This window comes from Ornatilinea apprima (genome assembly GCF_001306115.1).
Classification (GTDB): domain Bacteria; phylum Chloroflexota; class Anaerolineae; order Anaerolineales; family Anaerolineaceae; genus Ornatilinea; species Ornatilinea apprima.
On the sequence record NZ_LGCL01000003.1, the window covers coordinates 18,109 to 39,131 of the forward strand.

Below are 21,023 nucleotides of genomic sequence, written 5' to 3' on the forward strand. Positions count from 1 at the left end.
TGATCAATTATGATATGAATAACAGCAAAAGGGGGGTTGCAGGATACGATGTAATTGATAGTGGGGCACCTCCTGGAGTGACACCCGGCATATAAAAGATTATACAGCAGGCGTCAAGTAAAAATTTAAGAAAAAGTAACAAAAAAGCCTTCCGGTCTTTGGAAGGCTTTGGAAAACTCTGGTTGAATAGGATGACTAAGTTTGTCTTACCAGCAGAGCAGATTACCCGCACCTTCCGTAGAAAGGTTGGTATGCTTGTCGGGCTCGTCGCTGAAGGAATAAAGAATTCATAATGGGTGCAGTTTTAACACACAGCCAAAGGGTTGTCAAGAGAATTGGCAGTTTTCAGCCGACAATTGCTTTCACCGTGCTTTTCTGTTCGTCGGTAAGGGTGATCTTGGCCACCCTGGCATTGGATTCCAGTTGTTGAACGCTGGAAGATGCCGGTATGAGAGAGCCGATACCCGGCAAAGTGAGCGTATAGGCTAACACCAACTGGCTCAGATCCAATGCCCATTCAGTTGCCAGGGCGTTGAGCTGGCGCAGCTTGATTAAATTCTGCGGGCTGGCCAGTTCGGGCAAGGAGCCCTGATCAAAAACGCGGTCGCCCACGCCAGCGCGGGCCGGGTCGAGATAGCGGCTGGTGAGGAATCCTTCGGCAAGGGGACTGTAAGCGATAAAGGATAAATTAGATTTTTGGATGAAATCCAGCACACCGGCGTATTCGGGCGGTTCTTTGCGCAGAATGTCAAATTGATTCTGGATGGCGATGATGCGCGAGCGAATGCCGTTGGCGCATTCGATGGTCTGGTAGGCGCGCAGTTGGTCTACGGTGAAGTTGGACACCGCCAGATAGCGAATCAAGTCTTCGCGCACCAGGTCTTCTATGGCGCTGAAAGATTCTTCGGGGGGCGTGAATGGATCGTAGTGGTGGAAATAAAACAAGTCAATCGTCTCGATATTCATGCGCTCCAAAGAAGCGTAAACGGACTCTTTGATGTTGCCGCGCGTCAGCCGGCAGTGATTGGGGGTGATGCCATCCATTCCACCGTAAACTTTGGTGGCGATGACGATATTGCGGCGCTGGTCGGGGTTGGCTTTGAGCCATTCGCCTATGATTCGTTCCGCGTTGCCAGAGGCATTGTTATAGCGCGGGGCGGTGTCCCAAAAGGTAACGCCCAATTCGAGGGCGCGGTCAAAAATGCGCAGGGCGGTTGCCTGGTCTACGCGGGACTGGTCGCCGGTTTCAGGGCGGCCAAATTTCCAGGTTCCCAGGCCGATTTTGGAAGTCCACAAACCGGAGCCGCCCATTCGCAGATAGGGCATACCGTTAAACTCAAAAATATCGAGGGGTGCTTTGAAAAATTCCGGGTGAGCGATAAGGTGGTCCATGAGGTTCTCCGATGGATGAGAAAAGATGACCCGATGATAACATGCTTATCCGATGACTTCAATTGAATGACGGTCAGCGAGACCAGTGTTCTTACTGCAGTGGGAACTCTATGTCCTTTATTACCATTCTCACCCTGCGATATGTTAAAATCGAGGTAAGAATGCGCCTCCCTCAGCAGGCTTGGCTGGTGTCTAAAAATCTGCGGTGACTGGCAAATTCCATTTGCGGGATGAAAGAGTGGACTTCATACAAAGGTGATACCCCAATGTCGAATGATTTGAAATCCCGTTCAGCCAAACCGCTGGCGCTGGTTACTGGTGCGGCGCGGCGCTTGGGGCGCGCCATCGCGTTGGGGTTGGCCGCAGAAGGGTACGCGATTGGCCTGCACTACCATCAGTCGGAGGCGGAAGCAAACAGCCTGGCCGCTGAGATCGCAGCGAGCGGTGGAGAGTGCCTGCTGCTGGCAGCGGATTTAACCCGCCCGGCAGAGATTGAAGCGATGTTCGCCACTGTCGCGGAGAGTGGGTATGATCTGCGCGTGCTGGTCAACTCGGCGGCTGAGATGCGCCACGCCACGCTGGAGGAAGATACCCCCGCAGCATGGGACGCCACCTTTGATCTCAATTTGAGAGCCGCCTGGCTGTGCGCCCGGCTTGCCTTTGCCTTGATGCGCCCGCATGGCGGCGCGATCATCAATATCAGCGACGCGGGCGCAGGCCGGCCGTGGACCGGTTACGCGGCTTATACGGTCAGTAAAGCAGCTCTGGAGGCGCTAACCCGCCTGCAGGCAAAACAATACGCGCCAGCGGTGCGCGTTAATGGGGTGGCTCCAGGGTTGATATTACCGTCTGAGGACCTATCGGAAGAAGTTTGGCAGCGTCTCAACGTGCGACTGCCGCTGCAAGAGAATGAGCGATGCGGGGCGGTTGTACAGGCGGTTGTGTTTCTTGCTCAAAATCCCTATATTACAGGTGAGGTGATCGCCGTGGACGGCGGTTACCGGCTGACGTGAAAGTGAGCGATAACGCGAATGGATGATGCGAAGCAGGTGAGAACCGTGGTTATTTCTTACGCCCGTCTGCCCATGCTGGCGATGAGCGTTTTATTCTATTTCTTAGGGGCGAGCCTGGCCCACTTTTTAGGCGATGTTGTGAATCCCGCGCAGTTTTTTGGGGGGATGTTTATTATTCTTCTGGTATTCCTTTTCAGCGGATGGATTAAGGGATATTATGACACCCAGGAAGATATGCAGAACAGGCTTGGATTGGAAGCCTTTTCGCCTAAAGCGTTTCTGCTGGCAAAGAAGCTGTTGTGGCAGGGCAGCCTGGCATCGTTGGTGGTCGCGGCGGTTCTGGTTGTTTTCATGGGTGTTCAGCGTTTATTGAATGTACCAGGCAGCACGCTGCTGCTGTTGATTTTTGGAATTAGTTACATATACAGTGTGCCTCCACTGCGGCTGGTTTACCGCGGGTATGGAGAGCTGGCAACCGCCGTTGTGCTGGCGAATTTGACTCCGGCGCTTTCATTCACCCTGCAAAGCGGAGAATTGCACCGCCTGGTGGGCATGGTTACCTTCCCGCTGACCGCGCTGTTGCTGGCGTTTCAACTGGCGCGATCGCTGGAGTTGTATGCCAGTGATATGAAGTACAAGCGTAAGACCATGATGGTGGCGCTGGGCTGGCAGCGTGGCATGACCCTGCACAATATTCTGGTGCTGGGTGCGTATGTGCTGCTGGGCGCGGCGGCCTTGTTCAATCTGCCGTGGGGCATTACCTGGCCGGTGCTGCTGACCCTGCCATTGGCTCTTGGGTTAGTGTGGTTGATGATCCGGATTACGAACGGCGCCAAACCCGCCTGGAAGCTGCTCACCTTTATGTCGGCTTCGCTGCTGGTGCTATCGACGTACTTATTTACTTATTCGCTTTGGATTGGATGACGTATGCCAGAATTTCTGAAATTAACCGCTCCTGATGAAGCATTAAAACGATTTATGTCTCACTTGCCCGCTGCCCAACCGCGAAGGGAAACGCTGCCGGTGCTGGAAGCAGCCGGACGTGTTTTAGCTAGCGATGTGTACGCACTGGAGGCGCTGCCCTCTTTCCGGCGCAGCACGGTGGATGGCTTCGCTGTTCAGGCATCCAGCACGTTTGGGGCATCGGACTCGCTGCCGATTTACATGAATGTGGTGGGCGAATCGCAAATGGGTGCTGAACCAAATTTTAAGGTAGGGAAAGGCCAGGCGGCGGTGATTCACACCGGCGGTATGCTGCCAGAAGGCGCCAACGCAGTGGTAATGATGGAATACACCCAGGAAGCGCGCGCCGGTGAAGTGGAAGTGCAGCGCGCGGTGAGCGTGGGAGAGAATGTAATTGAGCCGGGCGAAGATGTGAAACCTGGTGAGCTGCTTCTGGAAGCCGGTAAAGAGTTATCTCCGGCGGTGGTTGGTGGGCTGATGTCGCAGGGGATCGCGGAGGTGGAGGTGGTTAAACCACCGCGGATTGGAATCCTTTCCAGCGGTGACGAGGTGGTTGATCCGCTGCAGGTTCCGCTGCCAGGGCAGGTGCGGGATGTGAATAGCTATTCGCTCAGCGCGCTGGTGCAGCGGTTTGGCGGCGAGCCGGTGCGTTTTGGCATTAGCAGCGACCGGGAAGAAGACATGCGCGCGCGCGCGCGATCCGCGATGGATGCGTGCGACGCGCTGGTGATTACTGCCGGGTCGTCGGCCAGCGTGCGCGACCTGACCGCGCGCATTCTTGCTGAAATGGGAGAACCGGGCGTGTTGGTGCACGGCATTCGCATCCGGCCGGGCAAACCCACCATTCTGGCGGTGTGCGATGGCAAGCCGGCGATTGGCTTACCGGGCAATCCGGTGAGCGCGCTGGTGGTGGGCAGCCTGTTCATCAAGCCGATGATCTATCACCTGACAGGGCGCAAGACCACCGTGCCAGTGGCGTACCTTCAGGCGCGATTGAGCACCAACACACCCTCGCAGGCTGGGAAGGAAGAATGGTTCCCCGTTAGCCTGCGGCAGGACGAGCGGGGATGGATCGCGGAGCCGATTTTCTATAAAAGTAATCTGATCTTTGCCCTGGCCAAAGCGGACGGTTTGATTCGCGTGCCGTTGGACGCGAATGGACTGGAAGCCGGCCAGGTTGTGGAAGTGTATTTTCTTTGATGGTGGTATTAAGGAGGGTTATGCCGGTTTATTTGCATGATATTCCACTTGAGACGGCGCAGGCGCATTTTAACAAAGCTCTGGAGCGCGCCGGTTTGGGCGGGCGGCTGGGCGAAGAAGAAGTATTGATGGATGAGAAATCCATCGGCCGTGTGTTGTCGCAGCCGGTATGGGCGAAAATTTGCTCGCCGCATTATCACGCTTCGGCGATGGATGGGTTTGCCGTGCGTGCCGAGGCGACCGCGGGCGCTTCACCAGCCACGCCGGTGATGCTGGAGACTGGGAGCCAGACCGCTTATGTAGACACTGGCGACCCGCTGCCCGAGTGGGCTAATGCTGTGGTGCCGATTGAGCAGGTTGAATCGCTGGACGCAGAAGACCGCGCCGCCGAGAATGTGCGCGACCCCCTTTTTATTCGTTTGCGTCAGGCCGCCACGCCCTGGGCGCATGTGCGCTTGATGGGTGAAGATATTGTGGCTACACAGTTGGTGCTTCCCGAAGGGCATGTTTTGCGGCCAGTAGACCTGGGCGCAATCGCCGGAGCGGGGTATTCAGCGGTGATGGTCAGCCGCAAGCCGCGCGTGGCGGTTCTGCCCACCGGGACGGAACTGGTGGAGATTGGTGAGCCAATCAAACGCGGTGACATTATCGAATATAACTCGGTGGTCATCGCTGCCCAGGTAACCCAGTGGGGCGGTGAAGCCACGCGCTACCCGATCACCCCTGACCGCTTTGACCTATTGAAACAACGTGTGCAAGAGGCCGCCGATCAGTTCGATCTGGTGTTGGTGAATGCCGGGTCTTCGGCTGGCTCAGAGGACTTTACCTCGCGCATTGTGGAAGGGCTGGGCGAGCTGCTGGTGCACGGCGTGGCGGTGCGGCCGGGTCACCCGGTGATTTTGGGATTGATTCGGCGCAGTGATGACAGCCGGAGCGTGCCGGTGATCGGCATTCCGGGTTTCCCGGTTTCGGCAGCGCTGACCGGCGAAATTTTTGTAGAACCTTTGCTGGCGCGCTGGCTGGGCAGGCAGCCCAACCAACCGCTGGAGATTGACGCTTCGCTAACGCGCAAGATCACTTCTCCGGCGGGAGATGACGATTTTATGCGCGTGGTGGTCGGGAAGGTGGGCGAGCGTACGTTGGCCGCGCCGCTTTCACGCGGGGCGGGGGTAATCACTTCGCTGGTGCGCGCAGACGGTATCGCGCTGGTGCCGCGAGGCATTCAGGGTCTGGAGGCGGGATCGCCGGTGCGGGTGAAGCTGTACCGCCACCCGGCAGAGGTGGAGAAAACAATTTTCGCGATTGGTTCGCACGATTTAACGCTGGATTTGCTGGCCCAATACCTGACACGCTACGGCCGCCGGCTGGTCTCGGCGAATGTAGGCAGCCTGGGCGGTCTGGTGGCATTGCGGCGGCAAGAGGCGCATCTGGCCGGTTCGCATTTACTGGACCCGGAGAGCGGAGAGTATAACATCTCTTATCTTCGCCAATATCTGCCAGACACGCCGGTTCGTTTGATGACCTGGGTGGAGCGCGAGCAGGGCCTGGTAGTGAAGCGGGGAAATCCGAAGGGCATCCAATCGCTGTGCGACTTGAGCCGGGACGATGTGAGTTTTGTCAACCGCCAGCGCGGGGCCGGCACGCGCGTGCTGTTGGATTATCACCTGCAGAAGTTATCCATTGACCCGGCGGTGATCAAAGGTTATGAGCTTGAAGAGTTCACCCACCTGGCCGTGGCGGTTGCGGTGGCTTCGGGGCGTGCAGATTGTGGAATGGCGGTAGCAGCCGCGGCAGACGCCCTGGAGCTGGATTTTGTGCCGCTCTACCCGGAACGCTATGATCTGGTGATTCCCTGCCAGTATCTTGAAAACGATTTACTCTCGCCCATTTTTGACCTGGCCGCTGACGCCGGTTTTCGGACGGCTGTGGCCGGCCTGCGCGGCTATAGTGTGAAAAAAATGGGTAACCTTGTTTTGGATTGTTCAAAATAACAGGAGGATTAAAATGCCTATTGCTAACCAAATATCTGCGCCAGATTTTGAGCTGGCTGATGAAGCGGGTAAACTGCACCGCTTATCCGATTATCGGGGAAAACCCGTGCTGCTGTACTTCTATCCCAAAGATGATACCTCTGGCTGCACCACCGAAGCCTGTAACTTCCGAGATGATTACAGCGCGTACGAGGAAGCGGGCGTTACTATTTTGGGCGTCAGCCCGGATGACACCGACTCGCACGCGAAATTCAAGCAGAAGTACGCGTTGCCCTTCAGCCTGCTGGCCGATGTTGACCACAAGGTATGCGAGCTGTATGACGTGTGGAAATTAAAGAAAATGTACGGGCGTGAGTATTTTGGGGTGGAGCGAACCACTTTCTTGATTAACGCCGAGGGAATGATTGTGAAGGTGTTTGAGAAAGTGAAACCGGCAGATCATTCCAAAGAAGTGCTCGAAGCGTTGAAGATGTAAGCCGGATTGAGAATCAATTACGCCCCATCCACCGCGGATGGGGCGTTTTGGTTGTGCCGGTTTGCATGGATTATTTGAGGCGCACCAAGACTTTGCCGTCTTTCCACAACTCTTCCAGGTCATAGTATTCCCGCTGGTCGGGCGAGAAGAAGTGGATGACAATATCTCCCAGGTCAGCGATCAGCCAGCCGCTGCTGGGTAGCCCGCGCACGCGCGTTTTTATGCCATGATCCACTCTGGCGCATTCAATGGCCGCGTCGGCCAATGCGCCCAGCATACGATCGCTGGTGCCGGAACAAATGATGAAAAAATCCGCAAAATCTGCTATTCCACGAATATCCAATAAAAGAATGTCTTCTGCCTTTTTCTCTTCCAGGGCAGTGATCATCGCGTGTGCAATTTCTAACGTTTCCAGAATTCACCTCTTCATCCAAAGTTCAGTTTGCATCATTCTAGCACAGGTTAGCGCGTCTGCAAATATTCGCCAGAGGAAAGGGGGGCGACATAAAGGGGGGTGTAGACAGCTCCGCCGGGTTTGAGATCGCTGCGGAACAAATGCACTTTTTCGGCACGGACTTTCCCAAGGCTGCCAATCTTGACCGCCGCCAACGTTTCCGCGATTTGGCGAATGTCGGCTGTTGATGCGGAACGGGAGATGCGGCCCAGGGTGAGATGCGGCGAAAACTTGCGGGCTTCGCTGGCGTAACCGAGACGCTGGGTTTCCACATCAATGCGGTGTTGGAGGTGGAGCAAAGCGTCATTGGACTCGACACCCACCCATATGACGCTGGGTCGCTGTGGATTGGGGAACGCGCCCAATTGACTCACATTGAATTCAAATATGGTGTGTTTCGCGGTTTCAGATTCGAGAAGGTCGGTTAATATTTTCAGATTTTTCGGGGAGATATCACCGAGAAACTTCAGGGTTAAGTGAATATTTTGTGATTGTACCCAGCGCACCGAGGCACTGGGACAGCCCGCTTTCAGCTGAGTGATGATGCGCTCTAGCTGTACGCGGATTTCTTCGGGCAGGTGAATGGCGATGAAAGAACGGATGGCTTCCATACAACACTTTCTTATCTGGGCAAAGAATGGTTGACAATATTGACAGGTTGGAGGATTTGAATCCTCTTTGCAGTTTTTTGAGTTTATGGTATAAGTGTAATACCCTGCTGTGCTGGTGATGCCGCATAACCGGTTTTGGGCCAACACTTACTAAAAGGGTCTTTATCTCACAACCGTGATGCGATAGGCTTCGGCCAAGGCAGATCTGTTGGGTCGGGACCCACCTGCGAAAGCAGGTTCAAAACTCCGCAGCACACCGCATGGTGGGGACCTTTTTTAGAAAAAAGTGACCGTGATAATGACCCCGGTCACTTTTCTCGTTTAATTCACTACCCGGGAATTCCTGGCGGTTAGCCGCCGAGATATGCGTTGATCACCAGCGGGTTCTCCAGCAGTGCGTCTGCGGAATCTTCCAGGATGATCTTGCCTGTCTCCAGCACATAACCGCGGTCTGCAATGGAAAGAGCCATTTGAGCGTTTTGCTCCACCAGCAGAATGCTGGTGCCGCGTTTGTTGATGTCTTGGATAATTTCAAAAATCTGTTCCACCAGCAGGGGCGCCAAACCCATCGAGGGTTCGTCCAGCAGCAGCAATTTGGGGCGAGCCATCAACCCGCGCGCGATGGCCAGCATTTGCTGTTCGCCGCCAGAGAGCGTTCCACCGGTCTGTTTGCGGCGCTCTCGCAAGCGGGGGAAGCGGTTGAACATTTCTTCCATGTCTTGCTCAATCTGCACGCGGTCGTTGTGGATGTACGCGCCCATTTCCAGGTTTTCGGTCACTGTCAGCGGGGCAAAAATGCGCCGGCCTTCGGGCACCTGAATAATGCCGCGCCGAACGATCTCGTCGGGCGGGGTCTCAGAGATATTCTCGCCCTGGAATTTAATCTCGCCGGTTCGGGAGCGCAGCAGCCCTGAAATGGTGTTAAGTGTTGAGCTTTTCCCCGCGCCATTCGAGCCGATCAGCGCCACAATTTCACCCTCTTCAAGGTGAAAACTGATGCCCTTGAGGGCGTGAATCGCGCCGTAGTATACGTTAAGGTCGTTGACTTCAAGCATCATGGTGTTTTTTCCGTGAGAATTTTTCGGATAGCGCTGCTCCGCCAGGCCCCAGGTAGGCTTCGATGACACGCGGATTGGATTGAATTTCTTTGGGCGTTCCTTCGGCGATCTTGGTGCCAAAATCCAGCACAGAAATCTGGTCGGAAATGCCCATAACCACGTTCATGTCGTGTTCAATCAACAAAATGGTGATGCCCAGGGAATCGCGCAGGCTGCGGATAAAGGTGGTCATTTCGGCTGTTTCCTGCGGGTTCATGCCGGCGGTAGGCTCGTCGAGCAGCAGCAGCTTGGGTTCGCTGGCCAGCGCCCGGGCAATTTCCAGGCGGCGTTGTGCGCCGTAAGGAAGGTTGCGAGCCAGGTTGTCTCCCAGCCCCTCTAACCCCACATATTTCAGCAGTCGGCGGCCTTCCTGAATGGATTCACGCTCTTCTCGCGCGAAGCGCGGGGTGTGCAGCACCGCGTCGAGCCAGGAGGATTTCAGGCGGCAGTGATGGCCGATCATGACGTTTTCGATGGCGGTCATATTCGCGAAGAGACGGATGTTCTGGTAGGTGCGTGAAATGCCGAGATGGGTGATTTGATCGGTTGAGAGCCGGTTAATCACCTTGCCATCAAAAATGACCTCGCCTTTTTCGGGTTTATAGTAGCCCGAGGTGCAGTTGAAAAAGGTCGTTTTCCCTGCGCCGTTGGGGCCGATGATGCTGGCGATGGTTTCCTTGGGAACAGTCAGGTCAACACTATCAACGGCGGTGAGACCCCCAAAGATTTTGGTTAGTTGATGGGTTTCAAGAATGGGCTGCATCTTCCACCACCTCTTCTGAAGTTTTTGCTTGGCTATCTGGTTTGAACAACTCTAGCTGGGGCCGGGAAGAAGGTAACAACCCTTCAGGGCGGAGGATCATCATCACGACCAGGAGGGCGCCAAAGGCCAGCATGCGGTAGGCCTCAAATTCGCGCAGAATTTCAGGCAGGCCTTTCAGTACGAAAGAGCCCAGAATGATGCCCGGAATGCTGCCCATGCCGCCGACAATTACCAGACAAAGAACGTTGATGGAGACCATGAGAATATGGTCTTCGGGACCGGTGAACTGGTTGCGCGAGGCAAAGAGCGCGCCAGCCAGACCCGCAAAAGCCGCGCCGATGGCCAGCGCCAGCAGTTTGTAGCGGAAGTTGTTGACACCGGTTGCCTGGGCGACGGTGGCGTCTTCGCGAATGGAGAGCCATGCGCGCCCAACCCGCGATTTTTCGATGCGGTTGGCAACAAAAATGGAGATGATCACCGCGATGATGATGAGATACATATAATCAACATCGGATGAAAACGGTTTTCCAAACAGGGTAGGCTGCGCCAGGCTGCGCAGGCCTTTGGGACCGGCAGTAAACCATTCCAACAAGTCGGCTTTGAGCAGAATGCGGATGATTTCGCCAAAGCCCAGGGTAACAATGGCCAGGTAGTCACCGCGCAGGTTCATGATCGGCAGGCCGAGCAAGATACCGGTTACCGCGGCCAGAGCAATTCCGGCAATGAGCGCCAGCCAGAAGTTCATCATAATGGCGTGCGGCTGCGGTGAGGTGAGCAGGCCAAAGGTGTAGGCGCCGATGCCAAAGAAAGCGACATAGCCCAGTACCAACTGGCCAGAGAGACCAACGATGATGTTCAGGCCAACGCCCAACAGAATGTAAATACCCACAGTACCCATCAGGTAGTTCCAATAGGGACCCCACTCGCGGGGCAGCAGGATGAGTACCGCCGCCAGAAGGGCGATCATAGCGTATCGGCTGTACTTGCTGTTGAGTAGGCGCTCAAAGCCTGATGATTTGGTTACATTCTGAGCCGAGGCCTTGACATTCTCATTGAGTTTGGCGCGCCAGGCACTGCGGCCAACGCCACGCGCGAGCAGGCTGCCCAGCAGCGAACCACCGACCATCAAGGCAAAGTTGTACAGAGAACCGGTCAGAATTGGCTGGTTAAACAGATAGTAATTGACGTAATTCGGGGCCATTTCTGGCAAGTAATTTCGCATATCCGTGGCGGCGTTGATGTTGCCGGTGATGTAGGTGAAGACCGCGGTCAGCAGCCCGGCGACAATACCCGCGATCAAGCCAGCGAGGATGGCGTTGGTAAACTGGTCTCGCTCGCCTTCTTCCGGTTTTTTGGCAGCCATGCTGCCGCACCACAGGCCCATCAGCGCCATGAAGACAACCAGGTTGATGGTGGCTGGCATTTGATTGGGAACCTGATTGTTTAACAGGCGGCCGACCAGGTTGCCGGCCGTTTCATTGAAGCCGGTCAGCATGAAGAAGATATTCAGGATAGCGAAGATCACGCCGGCTTGCAGACCGTTCTGAAGGGGAGACGTTGTTTTGGTTTTCATAGTTTCTCCTCCGAGAGGGCTTCACCCAAAATGCCCGAAGGCCGGAAGATGAGCACCAATACAAGAATGGAAAAAGCGATGACGTCTTTGAGTTGGAAGTCAATTCCTAATGCGGCAGGCCCCAGCGTTTCGAGGATGCCCAGGGTTAGCCCGCCGACCATCGCGCCAGGGATGTTGCCAATACCGCCCAGCACAGCGGCGGTGAAGGCTTTGATGCCAGGGATGAACCCGACATAGTGGTTGATCAGGCCGTTATGAATACCCCACATTACACCGGCAGCGCCCGCCAGCGCGCCGCTAATAATGAAGGTCTGGCTGATGATCTGATTGACGTTGATGCCCATCAGGGCGGCTGTCTTTTTATCCTGAGCAACGGCGCGCATGGCACGGCCCAGTTTGGTGCGCTGTACCAGCATGTAAAGGCCAACCATGAGCAGAATGGAAAGCACAAAGGAAAAAACACCGGTGTAGGTGATGATGACCGGGCTGCCGGCAATTTCAACGGTCCATCCGGAACCGCGCCAAAGCAAATCGGGGTTAGAGTAATCGCGGCGCTGGGGGCCAAATAACAGTTGGGCAGCGTTCTGCAAGAAAATGGACGCGCCAATCGCGCTGATCAACGGCACCAGGCGGGGCGCTCCTCGTAATGGTCGGTAGGCGATTTTTTCCAGGAAGTAGCCCGACATCGAAGCCAGCGACATGCCGATTAAAAACGCAATAATGATGGATAACACCGGTTGGGCATTGATGAAGGTTAGCTTGGGATCGGCTTCGGTGGGCATGGGAATGTTTTTGAGAATTTCAAAGGCGAAATAACCGCCAAAGGATCCGATCATCATCACTTCGCCGTGGGCAAAGTTGATCATGAAAAGGATACCATAAACAAGGGTATACCCAATGGCGATCAGGGCATACATACCGCCTAGAATCAGACCTGAAATGGCGATGCGGGTCCAAACATCGGCGCCAAAGGGATCAACGGTCAAGACGTTGTAAAACCGGACGGCCATCCAGGCGAGAACTGCGACACCAATGATCGTGCGTATGATTCGACCCAGATTCGGGGAGATATTGAGCGTCAATGGTTTTTTTTCTAATGCATTCATAAAGTCTTCCTGTGTTCAGGATTCTGAGCGGGATTTCTGGTGAAATCTCACGAATTGGTGGGAAAGGGTAAACTCCCCTTTCCCACCGGAAAAGCTATTTATGGGTTCAGACGATTATTCGGCGGAGTAGGGCGCCCATTTTCCATCTTGCACAGAGTAGAAGGTGGGGCCAGAAGCGTTACATTCGCCAACTTCGTCGCAAGAGATCAGGCCAGTCAGACCGGTGAAGTCTTTCAAGCCGCGGACGGCATCCATCAGAGCGCCGCGCGGGATGTAGGTGTTGCCGTCATCGCTGACTACAGCTACACTCTCGATGGCGTAAACCAGGGCGCTGCCAACATCATAGGCTGACCAGGTGAAGGGCGAGAGCTCGCCAGCTTCGAGACCGAACATTTCTTTGTATTTGGTATCGAAAGCGGTTTTCTCGGGTGAGTCGGGGGGAACGAGGGAGACGGCGATGGCGCCTTCGCCATTGGGGCCGGTCTTGTCGGTGAATTCAACACCGTAGGTGCCGTCACAACCGAAGAACTGAACGCCCGTCAAGCCAGCCTGGTTCCATTGATTGACCATCACAATGGCTTCAGCCGCGTAACCGCCAAAGTAAACCGCTTCGGGACCTTTGGAGGCGATAGCAGAGAGGGTGGAGGAGTAATCGGCTTCGCCGGGGTTGATGGCTTCAGAAGCCACAACTTCGCCGCCTAATTCAGTGAAGACTTTGGCAACTTCATCGGCCAGGCCTTTGCCGTAGGTGGAACCGTCATGGATTGTGGCGATCTTGGTGAAGCCCATATCTGTGAAGAGCATATCCGCGGCGTATTTTGCCTGGGTCGCGTCGGTGAAAGCGATACGGTTGAAGGATTTGTTACCCTGCTGGGTCAGCGGAGGGTTGGTGGCCGAGGGGGAAAGCATGGGCAGGCCAGCTTTTTCGTAGATGGGCATGGCCGCATCGGTTTCGCCCGAGAAAATGTGGCCGGCAATGGCAACCACGGTCGGGTCGGTAACCAGTTTGTTGGCAACCGCAGCGCCAGCTTCGGGAGCGCCGCCGGTATCCAGGGCAACCAGCTCGTACGCAGAGCCGTTCAGGCCTTCGTGCTCGCTCAAGGCAACCATCGTGCCCTGGCTGATGTCGATGCCGAACATGGAGTAGTCGCCGATCATGGGGCCGCCCATACCGATCTTGATGGTGGTTCCCGAGGGGATAACCGCGCAGCCGTAGGCATCGGTGGTGCAGACTTCGGGTTCGCCAGCGGCGGCGGGAGCTTCTGCAGCGGGAGCTTCGGTTGCTGCCGGGGCTTCGGTTGCTGCCGGGGCTTCGGTGGCCGCAGGGGCTTCTGCAGCCGGTGCTTCGGTCGCGGGTTGGGCGGGCGTACAGGCAGCCAACACCATCGCGAGCAGCACTACGACATAAAAGAACTTACTGAATTTCATCTTCTTTTCTCCTAAGTGAAAGATTTGAAATTTGGGCATTTTGTTCAACCACGGGTTCGTGGATAAAACACACATGAAAGTAAGTTATGTCTATATATCCCCAATGCTCTTTTATAAGCTGCCGCGCCTGATGTGATTCAACATTGACTTTCGCAATCTGCTGATCCATCAGTCGGTCAATTGTCGGTCATCTTTGGGAAAAGAGCAGACAGTTCCTACTGAATACGGGTAATGGATAATGTGGGTCTACCTGAGTCTGGCCAGCTCCGGGCCAAACGTTTGCGATGTCTTCTTTGTGGTTATTTTGGTATCAGTTGGGGAAAAGTAAAACCGTTCTGAATATATTATAATCCAACGGAACGTTTGTCAATAGATAGTATTAACAATGTGTTAACATTTTTATTTTTTTGAGTTAACAAGTTTTTCCCGAAGCAGAAAAGCCGTGAAAAAAAAGCGAGAAGGATGTCATAGTTGGATATGCTTTTTTTATTTGCTTTTAATGATTTCCTCATATATAATTTAGTCACTATACTCGTTCAGATAGGAGGTTTGTATGGCAAGTGTATTCTACAAAGATGTTGTAAAGAAGTTCGGTGATTTTACCGCGCTGCACAATTTGAACCTGGAGATCGAAGATAAAGAGTTCCTGGTGTTGGTTGGGCCTTCGGGCTGCGGTAAAACCACGGCGCTGCGCTGCCTGGCTTGGAAGAAGTGACCAGCGGCGAAGTGGTGATTGGTGACCGGGTGGTAAATGACGTGGCGCCCAAAGATCGCGATATCGCAATGGTGTTCCAGTCGTACGCGTTGTACCCGCACATGACGGTGTATGACAATATGGCGTTTGGTTTGAAGCTGCGCAAGATGCCGAAAGAAGAAATCAATAACCGCGTCATGGAAGCGGCCAAGATTCTGGGCATTGAACAACTGCTGAAGCGAAAACCGCGCGAGCTTTCCGGTGGTCAGCGCCAGCGTGTGGCTGTAGGCCGCGCGATTGTGCGTAACCCGAAAGTGTTCTTGTTTGATGAGCCGCTGTCGAACCTGGATGCCAAACTTCGCGTTCAGACCCGCGCCGAGATCAGCAAGCTGCATCAACGCCTGCAAACCACCTTTATCTATGTTACCCACGACCAGACGGAAGCCATGACAATGGCGACTCGCATCGCGGTGATGAACAAAGGTATTCTTCAGCAGTTGGATACCCCGCAGCAGTTGTATGATAAGCCCGCGAATCTGTTTGTGGCTGGCTTCATTGGCTCTCCGGCGATGAACTTCTTCCCCGCCAAAATCCGCAAAGACGGCGACGCGCTGATGGTGGATGGCGAAACCTTCGCGGTGAAAATTCCGGATGACCGCAAAGAGCTGTATATGCCCTATGTGGACAAAGAAGTGGTGTTCGGCATTCGCCCCGAAGATATTCACAACCCTATGTACACTCCGGCTGGTGTGGTTGCCGCCCCGGTGGAAGCCAAAGTGGATGTAACCGAGTTGATGGGTAATGAGATTTATGTTTACCTGGTGGCAGGCAATAACAATTTTGTCGCCCGTGTAGACCCGCGCTCGCGCTACGAAATCGACGAAAAAGTGCAGGTGGTCTTCAACATGGAAAACATGCACATTTTCGACCCGTCGGTTGACCGCGAAAATCCGGTCGCAGTCCGCTAAACGATTTCCTGATTTTTCAGTATAATCAATGTAGCGCAAGAGAGCCTCTTGCGCTACAATTCTGTCAATACTCGAGGAGGTTCGGATGATTAAACTGGTCTTACTGCGGCATGGAGAAAGTGACTGGAACAAGCAAAACCGCTTCACCGGTTGGACGGATGTTGACCTTTCGGAAAAGGGCATTGAAGAAGCCAAGCGAGCCGGCGAATTGCTGAAGAAAGAAGGGTTCACGTTTGACATCGCTTACACGTCGGTTTTGAAACGCGCGATTCGCACCCTCTGGCTGACCTTGGATGGAATGGACTTGATGTGGATTCCGGTGGTACGTAACTGGCGTTTGAATGAACGTCACTACGGCGCCTTGCAAGGCTTAAACAAGGCCGAAACGGCGGCGAAATTTGGCGATGAGCAGGTTTTGATCTGGCGGCGCAGCTATGATATTCAACCGCCCAAGCTGGAGAAGAGCGACGAACGCTACCCCGGCCACGATCCGCGCTATGCGGACCTGACGGAAGAAGAACTTCCGCTGACCGAATGCCTGAAAGACACCGTGGCGCGCTTCCTGCCGCTGTGGCACGAGACCATCGCGCCGGTGATCAAATCGGGCAAGAAAGTGTTGATTGCCGCGCACGGCAACAGTTTGCGCGCGCTGGTGAAGTACCTGGACAATATTCCGGATGAGGAGATTGTCTCGTTGAATATCCCCACCGGCATTCCGCTGGTGTATGAGCTGGATGATGACCTGAAACCCATCCGCCATTATTACCTGGGCGACCAGGCCGCGGTGGAAGCCGCGATGCAGGCGGTGGCGAATCAGGGCAAAGCCAAGAAATAAGGAAGAAAGTACAAAAACGCGCCGGGGAACCGGCGCGTTTTTTTGATTCTGAAGGAACGGTGAAAAAGGAAGATCGGCTACCGCGCGCGAACTGCCCAGCGCTGCCCCAGGCGGCCAAAGAGCAACCCGCCCCCCAGGCAGATCACGCCCACCAGAATGAACGCGTCTTGCCAGAACATGAGGGGAAAGAGGCGGATCAGGCTGTCGGTGTAGAGAAAGAGCCAGGTATCGCCGGTGAAGAAGAGTTGGTGAAAGGCGGTGAAGAGGGCATTGAAACTGGTGAGGACAAACACCAGGGCAGTAATGATCAGGCCAATGGTCAGCCAGCCTCCGCGAGAAAATCCGCGCAGGTAATCGGCCAGCCAGCGGGCTTTCCAGGCCCAAATGCCCAGGATAATGAAGGTGCCCATTTGCAGATACCAGATTTTGCTAGCTTGCTGGACAAGCACTTTCACATCCAACATGTGGCTCAATTCGCGCTCGTTATAGAGGGGAATGCCGGGCTCCAATTCTTGGTCTGCAAGAAAGGAGAGGTCGGCGTCATTGATCAGGTATTCAACGGACAGGCCGCCCCAGCGCAGGCGGTCAGCGGTGGTGAATCCGTAAGGGTCCGCAGGGAAGCCGGGGCGCAGATTGTATTCAAACTGCAAAAAGAGCGGGGTCATCAGCAGGCGCACGCCGAGCATGATGAGAAAGAAAGGGATGGTCAGCGCGATGGTCCAACTCAAGAACGCGGGATAATGTTTCATTGCAGCATTTCCTTATTGCCCGATAGTAAGAATTGAATCACCATATTGTTGGTCATCCATTCGATGGGGGCTTTATCATCCGTAAAAACGAGGCTGACTTGCGGCTGGGGCTGAAGCTGGGCTGCTGCCACCTCGATGGAACGCAGCAAAAGGGGATTGGCCGACGAGTCTTGCTGGATGAGGTTGAGGTAATTGGCTGCCAGGTTTTCGGGTGCAGTCGGCTGAACGGTGGCAAACAGAATCGAATTAAAGCTGCCGGGAATATCGACGATGTGAATGGTGGGAAAAACCGTCAGGATGGTGGTGGAGAGGGCGTCGATCAGACGGCGGTCATCGGGGCCGCGGCCGACATTGATTACCATTACCCCGTCAGCGGTGAGATGCTCGCGCACGGTGGTAAAGAACTCCTGAGAGGTGAGGTGCGCGGGAATGTAGGGAGGGCGGTAGGCGTCGATGCTGATGATCTGGTACTGCTGGTCGCTGTGGGCCAGCGCCCAGCGCCCGTCCTGAACGATCACGTTCAGGTTGGGCTGATTCATGTCAAAATATTTACGGCCGACTTCAACAATTTTAGGGTCGATTTCAATGCCGTCGATGTGAATATTGGGGTAAACAATGGATGCCTGACGGGCGGTGGTGCCGGCTGCCAGGCCGACAATCGCCAGACTGCGGATATCCGCGGTGTTTACCGGGGCGGGGTTAAAAAAAGGCGCCACCAGCACCTGTTCCCAGGGTCCATAATAATTCAGTTCAGTGGGATGGTAAACAGAGTGCACACCCTGGCCTTCATTGAGGCGCAAATAATGGTAGCCATCATACTCCAGCACTTGAATGTAGTTATAGGCCGATTCAGTTTCGTAGACCATGCCGGGCGTGTTTTTGGCGCCGCCGGGTAATCCCCACACCCACAAGAAGATGATCAGCAAGGGCGCCCATAGGAAGGGTAGAATCTTCCGCGCGCCAGCGTGGAGATAGAGGCCGGTCAGCCCCACCACGAGCAAGATGCCGCTGAAAAACAGGAATGTGCGGTAAGTGCCCAGGGTGGGAATGAGCAGCAGCACGGGCAGGAAGGTGCCGATAAAGGAACCCAGGGTGGAAATGGCGTAAATCCGTCCAGAGGTCTGGCCGATGTTCGCTGAATCATGCACGGCCAGGCGGATGGCGAAGGGAGAAGCGGTACCCAGAAGAATCATGGGAATCACCAGCAGGATAAGCACCGAGGTGAAAGATCCCAGCAGGATACCCAGTTGGAGTTGATCAAAGGCGTTGGCGGCCAGGCGCAACACGGGCCGGGAAAGGACGGGAACCACGGCGGTCGAAATCGCGGCCCAGGTGAGAATTTTGAAAAAGGTTTCCATGTGCGGAGAACGGTCTGCCCAGCGGCCGCCGATGAAATAGCCGACAGCCAGGTAGATCAGAATGAGACCGATAATGCTGGCCCACACCAGGTTGCTGGTGCCGAACACGTTGCCCAACAGACGCGAGGCGGCCATCTCAATGCCCAGCGATGCCATGCCAGAGAAGAATACCGCAATGGTAAGAGTTTTTCGCATGTCCTGATTCTCGTTTGGTTCTGGTGAATTTGTCTCCTCATTATACCGTAACGGTGGCGAATGAACTCCGGGAATAAAGACTATAATACGTTTACAACGATCATAAAGAGGCAGAGATGAAACTGTTAACTGTGGATGAAATCCGCGCGTTGGAAGCTGATGCCAATGCCAAGGGCATGCGTTATGAAACGATGATAGAAAATGCCGGCAGCGGTCTGGCGGAGGTGATCTTATCGCGCTACGGCGAGATTGGTGATACGGCCGCTGTGGGACTGGTGGGTTCGGGCAACAATGGTGGAGATGCTCTGGTGGCGCTGACGCGCCTGGCGGAAGCGGGGTGGGAGGCCAGGGCTTACCTGGCAAGCCCGCGCGAGGACGGCGACAGACTGGTGAAAGGTCTACTCGAGGCGGGCGGCGAGGTGGTCATCGGCGCTGAAGACCCACGGCGCGAGCAGCTTAACGCCTGGCTGCATTCCGCGACGGTGCTGATGGATGGCGTCCTGGGAACGGGCATCCGCTTGCCGCTGCGGAAAGAAGCGGCGGAATTACTGCGGGACGTGAAAAAAAGCGGCATGCTGCCGCATGTGGTGGCAGTTGACTGCCCTTCCGGGGTAGACTGCGCCAGCGGTGAAGCCGCCCCCGAGACGCTGCAAGCCGAGTTGACCGTGTGCATGGAAGCGGTGAAAACCGGTTTGATGACTTTTCCGGCTTTTGAGTTGTGTGGAGAAATTGTTACCGTGGCGATTGGCGTGCCTGAGGACGCAAATCAGCGCCAGATGGTCATCGACGCGGACCTGGCGCGCGGTTGGTTGCCCGAGCGGCGGCTGGACGCGCACAAAGGTACCTTTGGGACGGCGGTGATTGTGGCCGGTTCGGTCAATTATCCGGGGGCGGCGCTGCTGGCCGCGCGGGCGGCTTATCGGATTGGAAGCGGCCTGGTTACCTGCGGCACAATCGCGGCTTTACAGCGCAGTCTGGCCGGGCAGCTGCCGGAGGCAACCTGGTTGATTCTACCGGAAGAAATGGGCGTTATTTCTGAAGACGCGGCCGGGGTGGTGCTTCAAAACCTTAATCGGGCAACGGCTTTGCTGCTGGGTTCTGGTTTTGGCCAGGAGGAAGCTACCGGGCAGTTCTTGAAGACGCTGCTTCACCCGGCCTCGCACAGCCGCCGCGTGGCAATTGGGTTTGTTGGCGCGCAAGGCGTGAAGGAAAAAGAAGAAATGGGCGGGCGTTTGCCTCCGCTGGTGGTCGATGCCGATGGGCTGAAGCTGCTGGCAAAAATGGAGGACTGGTGGAAGAAGCTGCCTGCCAACAGCATCCTTACCCCACACCCCGGCGAAATGTCCATTCTGAGCGGGCTGCCGGTGGCGGAAGTTCAGAAGGAACGCATGGAAATCGCGCGCGAAATGGCGGAGCGGTGGGGGCAGGTGGTGGTGTTGAAAGGCGCGCTGACCGTGATCGCTGAGCCTGGCGGGCGCCTGGGCGTGATCCCGGTAGCCAGCCCGGCGCTGGCGCGCGCGGGTACGGGAGATGTGCTGGCGGGCATGATCACCGGGTTGCGGGCGCAGGGCGTGGGCGCGTTTGAGGCCGCGGCTGCGGGGGCGTGGATCCACGCGCAGGCCGGGCTGCTGGCGGCGGAAAAGGTGGGGCACAGCGCGTCGGTTTTGGCTGGCGATGTGGTTGAAGCCATCGCCGATGTGTTGAGCGAACTGTAAAGGAAAAAAAAGCCCAGTCAGCATTGAACTGGGCTTTTTTTTGATCATGGGTTGCTATCAGGCGGCCGATTCGGCCGGCGCTTCGGGCTCAGCCGGGCTGGATTCCGTGCCTTCTTTGGTCTTGAGCACTTTACCCAATTTGGCTTTTTGCTCTTCTAACAAAACCTGGCCCTGCGATTGGACATCTTGGGCGTATTCTTTGGCGGTTTTGGCCAGTTCTTCTAATTTTTTGCGGGCTTCGGCGGTGGCTGCTTCGGCCTGTGAGTAGGCTTCGTCCAGATTCTGAGAGGCCTTATCAGAAATCTCGATGGCCTTTTCTTTGATCAACTCCCTGGTTTCTTCACCCGACTGCGGGGCGAGCAACAAGGCGGTGACCGCACCGGTCAGGCCGCCAACGATAAATCCAATCAAAAAGGCGCCAAATTCATCGCGATCAGACATGG

At 55.4% G+C, this 21,023-nt stretch carries 18 protein-coding genes, 1 other RNA gene and 1 pseudogene; 9 read left to right on the forward strand and 11 right to left on the reverse strand.

The annotated features are described in order from the left end of the window. Positions 1-345: 345 nt before the first annotated feature. Complete coding sequence (locus tag ADN00_RS01125; protein ID WP_075061122.1) at positions 346-1,392, reverse strand: aldo/keto reductase; 1,047 nt, start codon at positions 1,390-1,392, stop codon at positions 346-348. Positions 1,393-1,658: 266 nt separating this feature from the next. Here ADN00_RS01125 and ADN00_RS01130 point away from each other — a divergent pair, with 266 nt between their 5' ends. Genes ADN00_RS01130 through bcp form a run of 5 tightly spaced genes read left to right on the forward strand, consistent with a single transcriptional unit; the run spans position 1,659 to position 7,034 of the window. After that, entirely contained in the window at positions 1,659-2,405 is a 747-nt protein-coding gene (locus ADN00_RS01130; protein WP_075061123.1) for an SDR family oxidoreductase, read from the forward strand. Positions 2,406-2,423: 18 nt separating this feature from the next. Then, entirely contained in the window at positions 2,424-3,329 is a 906-nt protein-coding gene (locus ADN00_RS01135; protein WP_075061124.1) for a UbiA family prenyltransferase, read from the forward strand. Between the two features lie 3 nt (positions 3,330-3,332). Continuing rightward, positions 3,333-4,568 carry a molybdopterin molybdotransferase MoeA gene (locus ADN00_RS01140; protein ID WP_075061125.1) on the forward strand — a complete coding sequence of 412 codons (1,236 nt, stop codon included), beginning with the start codon at positions 3,333-3,335 and terminating at the stop codon, positions 4,566-4,568. A gap of 20 nt (positions 4,569-4,588) precedes the next feature. Continuing rightward, positions 4,589-6,559 carry a molybdopterin biosynthesis protein gene (locus ADN00_RS01145; RefSeq protein ID WP_075061126.1) on the forward strand — a complete coding sequence of 657 codons (1,971 nt, stop codon included), beginning with the start codon at positions 4,589-4,591 and terminating at the stop codon, positions 6,557-6,559. Between the two features lie 13 nt (positions 6,560-6,572). Continuing rightward, on the forward strand, positions 6,573-7,034 hold the full coding sequence (gene bcp, locus ADN00_RS01150; RefSeq protein WP_075061127.1) for a thioredoxin-dependent thiol peroxidase: 462 nt from the start codon (positions 6,573-6,575) through the stop codon (positions 7,032-7,034). A 70-nt stretch (positions 7,035-7,104) separates the two neighbouring features. Here the strand turns inward: bcp and rsfS are convergent, their stop codons facing one another. Together rsfS and thpR are read right to left on the reverse strand one after the other, a co-directional pair. After that, a complete protein-coding gene (gene rsfS, locus ADN00_RS01155; RefSeq protein WP_075061128.1) occupies positions 7,105-7,422 on the reverse strand; it encodes a ribosome silencing factor in 318 nt (105 codons plus the stop codon). 74 nt (positions 7,423-7,496) lie between these two features. Further along, the gene (gene thpR, locus ADN00_RS01160; RefSeq protein WP_075061129.1) at positions 7,497-8,099 is read right to left on the reverse strand and encodes an RNA 2',3'-cyclic phosphodiesterase; all 603 of its coding nucleotides are present in this window, start codon (positions 8,097-8,099) and stop codon (positions 7,497-7,499) included. A 98-nt stretch (positions 8,100-8,197) separates the two neighbouring features. Between thpR and ssrS the strand changes: the two genes are divergently transcribed. Continuing rightward, a non-coding RNA gene (gene ssrS / locus ADN00_RS01165) (6S RNA) lies at positions 8,198-8,373 on the forward strand. 76 nt (positions 8,374-8,449) lie between these two features. Here ssrS and ADN00_RS01170 read toward each other — a convergent pair. From ADN00_RS01170 to ADN00_RS01190, 5 genes are all read right to left on the reverse strand, one after another. Continuing rightward, entirely contained in the window at positions 8,450-9,154 is a 705-nt protein-coding gene (locus ADN00_RS01170) for an ABC transporter ATP-binding protein (RefSeq protein WP_075061155.1), read from the reverse strand. Further along, positions 9,147-9,959, reverse strand: coding sequence for an ABC transporter ATP-binding protein (locus tag ADN00_RS01175; RefSeq protein WP_075061130.1), 813 nt, complete (start codon positions 9,957-9,959; stop codon positions 9,147-9,149). Before ADN00_RS01175 ends, ADN00_RS01170 begins: the two co-directional genes overlap by 8 nt. Then, positions 9,943-11,532, reverse strand: coding sequence for a branched-chain amino acid ABC transporter permease (locus tag ADN00_RS01180; RefSeq protein WP_075061131.1), 1,590 nt, complete (start codon positions 11,530-11,532; stop codon positions 9,943-9,945). The genes ADN00_RS01175 and ADN00_RS01180 overlap by 17 nt, the downstream gene beginning before the upstream one ends. Beyond that, entirely contained in the window at positions 11,529-12,638 is a 1,110-nt protein-coding gene (locus ADN00_RS01185; RefSeq protein WP_201781127.1) for a branched-chain amino acid ABC transporter permease, read from the reverse strand. The genes ADN00_RS01180 and ADN00_RS01185 overlap by 4 nt, the downstream gene beginning before the upstream one ends. A 114-nt stretch (positions 12,639-12,752) precedes the next feature. Further along, positions 12,753-14,066 carry a branched-chain amino acid ABC transporter substrate-binding protein gene (locus ADN00_RS01190; RefSeq protein ID WP_160317448.1) on the reverse strand — a complete coding sequence of 438 codons (1,314 nt, stop codon included), beginning with the start codon at positions 14,064-14,066 and terminating at the stop codon, positions 12,753-12,755. A gap of 553 nt (positions 14,067-14,619) precedes the next feature. Between ADN00_RS01190 and ADN00_RS20500 the strand changes: the two are divergent. Next, positions 14,620-15,728 (forward strand): annotated as a pseudogene (locus tag ADN00_RS20500) (ABC transporter ATP-binding protein). 85 nt (positions 15,729-15,813) lie between these two features. Then, positions 15,814-16,563 (forward strand): 2,3-diphosphoglycerate-dependent phosphoglycerate mutase, encoded by a 750-nt coding sequence (gene gpmA / locus ADN00_RS01205; RefSeq protein ID WP_075061132.1) that lies wholly within the window; start codon positions 15,814-15,816, stop codon positions 16,561-16,563. 77 nt (positions 16,564-16,640) lie between these two features. Here gpmA and ADN00_RS01210 read toward each other — a convergent pair whose 3' ends face one another. Both ADN00_RS01210 and ADN00_RS01215 read right to left on the reverse strand, forming a co-directional pair. Further along, the gene (locus ADN00_RS01210) at positions 16,641-17,312 is read right to left on the reverse strand and encodes a TIGR01906 family membrane protein (RefSeq protein ID WP_075061133.1); all 672 of its coding nucleotides are present in this window, start codon (positions 17,310-17,312) and stop codon (positions 16,641-16,643) included. Further along, the gene (locus ADN00_RS01215; protein WP_075061134.1) at positions 17,309-18,865 is read right to left on the reverse strand and encodes a spermidine synthase; all 1,557 of its coding nucleotides are present in this window, start codon (positions 18,863-18,865) and stop codon (positions 17,309-17,311) included. The genes ADN00_RS01210 and ADN00_RS01215 overlap by 4 nt, the downstream gene beginning before the upstream one ends. A gap of 116 nt (positions 18,866-18,981) precedes the next feature. Here ADN00_RS01215 and ADN00_RS01220 point away from each other — a divergent pair, with 116 nt between their 5' ends. After that, positions 18,982-20,580, forward strand: a complete 1,599-nt coding sequence (locus ADN00_RS01220; RefSeq protein ID WP_075061135.1) for an NAD(P)H-hydrate dehydratase — start codon at positions 18,982-18,984, stop codon at positions 20,578-20,580. 57 nt (positions 20,581-20,637) lie between these two features. On the opposite strand, the gene ADN00_RS01225 is transcribed toward ADN00_RS01220, so the two are convergent. Next, positions 20,638-21,021 carry a YtxH domain-containing protein gene (locus tag ADN00_RS01225; protein WP_075061136.1) on the reverse strand — a complete coding sequence of 128 codons (384 nt, stop codon included), beginning with the start codon at positions 21,019-21,021 and terminating at the stop codon, positions 20,638-20,640. Between the last annotated feature and the right edge of the window lie 2 nt (positions 21,022-21,023).